Source organism: Mesonia mobilis DSM 19841 (genome assembly GCF_000423405.1).
Lineage (GTDB): Bacteria > Bacteroidota > Bacteroidia > Flavobacteriales > Flavobacteriaceae > Mesonia > Mesonia mobilis.
In genome coordinates this window covers 1-2,066 of record NZ_AUHX01000039.1, presented here as the reverse complement: position 1 = coordinate 2,066, position 2,066 = coordinate 1, and the positions used below count along the sequence as shown (strand labels likewise).

At 26.2% G+C, this 2,066-nt stretch carries 2 protein-coding genes; both read left to right on the top strand.

Annotated elements, in window-relative coordinates:
* Nucleotides 1–115: 115 nt before the first annotated feature.
* Complete coding sequence (locus G551_RS0112235; protein ID WP_027885829.1) at nt 116–583, top strand: hypothetical protein; 468 nt, start codon at nt 116–118, stop codon at nt 581–583.
* 184 nt (nt 584–767) lie between these two features.
* Nucleotides 768–1,976 carry a pepsin/retropepsin-like aspartic protease family protein gene (locus G551_RS0112230; protein WP_169558818.1) on the top strand — a complete coding sequence of 403 codons (1,209 nt, stop codon included), beginning with the start codon at nt 768–770 and terminating at the stop codon, nt 1,974–1,976.
* The last annotated feature ends 90 nt before the right edge of the window (nt 1,977–2,066 follow it).

Genomic DNA, 2,066 nt, shown 5'->3' with positions numbered 1-2,066 from the left:
TCCTGCGGACACAGACGCTCACGCGTCAAAGTCAGTTCTTTTTACTATCTTTATTTTCCAAATTCCCTTAGCTGGGTAATTATACAAGACCGTTGTAACCAATTTATAACAAAAAATGAGTACTGAAGTTCCAATCATAATATTATTAATTTTAATTCCAACATTCTTCTTTATTAGATGGATTTTAAAAAAACGGATAACAGATTCTAGTAAAAGGAATATCTCATCATTTCTATTAAGCTTAATAATAAGTCCAATACTCTACTTAGTTTTTATATTTTTATTTTTCAGTTATTTATTTCACGAACCTCAAAAAGATTTTAATCAAGATAAATGGTTTGCAAACAAATTGTCTAGGTATGAAATGCGTGATGATATTGTTAATAGTAATATTTTAAAAAGTAAAACTAAACAAGAGTTGATTCAATTAATTGGAAAACCAGACATTAAAGACTCTACAAATATTTGGATATATGATTTGGGTACATCAGGTGCTGGATTAGGGTGGCAATTCAATAGTTTGAAAATAACATTCAAAAATCGAGAAGTAAGCGATGTAAAAAAAATCGAATTAAGGCATTAAAAAAAACTGGTTACAACAACGTATAATTCCAACTAAGGTTCTGTGTCCTGCGGACACAGACGCTCACGCGTCAAAGTCAGTTCTTTTTACTATCTTTATTTTCCAAATTCCCTTAGCTGGGTAATTATAAAAGACCGTTATATGCAATGTCCAAAAAAATTCTAACTAATATATTAAAGTATTTGTGAAAAGAATTTTTAAAATTATAAGCATAACTATTTTGATTTTATTATCAGTTTCTGTTTTTGCTATTTTCACACAATACAGAAATTATAAGAAATTAGAAACTGTAAAATTTAATAATTCTTTTGTTAAAGATACTATTCCATTTTATTATTCAAATTCAGGTCATATACTAATTGATGTCAGTATTCAAGGTAGTAAAAAAACATATCCATTTATTTTAGATAGCGGTGCTTCAAATATGGTCTTCAACCCGAATATTAATAAATTTAATTTTGAGAGTAACGGTTATGCCATTGGAAAAGGTGCTAGTGGGAACTATTTTCTTTCCAAAATTAAAAAAATAAATAGCATAAATATTAGATCTCTGAAATTAAAAAATTTCAATGCACAAGAAATTAATCACAATTTCGATTGTATGCAGAATATTTACGGGATAATAGGTTTAGGATTAATGCATAATTTTAATTGGCAGATTGATTTTAAAAATAAAATCATAATAGTTACAAAAACGTTAGAAAATTTAAACTTAGGAAATCACAAAATTGAACTGAAATTAAAAGAAAATCAATTTAGTCACCATTTAGAACTACCAATTAAACTTGCATCAAAAGCTTCTTCCACAAAAGTAAAGATAGATTTAGGTAACAATGGAAACTTAAGTATAGAAGAATCTGAAATGTATAGAGATTCTCTAAATCTAAGATTTAAAAAAATAATCGGAACCCAATTAAGTGGATTAGGACAAAAGGAGTTTTCAATGTCAAAAGAAAAAAAATACCTATCTGATACGCTTATTTTGAATTCAAATTTTGAAATACTAAACTTTTCATTCTCTACAAATCCTAATTCATTAAACTTATTAGGTTTGGGTTTCTTTAAAAAATTTAAAACAACGGTAAGTTGGCCTAATAAATTATTAATTTTGGAGCCATACGATCAGCAATCAAATTTTGTCGATAAAACATTTGGTTTTGATATTAGCTATGATAAAAACGGAGATATTATAATAAATTCAATTATAGAAAATACACCAGCCACACAAAATAAACTGATATTAAATTCAAAAATTATTTCTATAAATAATATAAAAAATAATTTATGTGTTCTAAAGGATATTCTTAAAAAGAATGATTCAGTTAGCTTAAAATTGTTATCAAATAATAAAATTAAAGAATATAAATTGGAAAAGAAACCTTTATTTGAATAGCGGAAAAAACACTGCATATAACAAAGAACTGAGGTAAAAAGCAACTCTTTTCTTCCTTAATTTTAGAGCATATTTATCCTGTACTAAAAC

Bases quoted from the DNA above. Each gene is read 5' to 3' on its own strand.
- G551_RS0112235 (WP_027885829.1), top strand. From the start codon at position 116: ATGAGTACTGAAGTTCCAATCATAATATTATTAATTTTAATTCCAACA.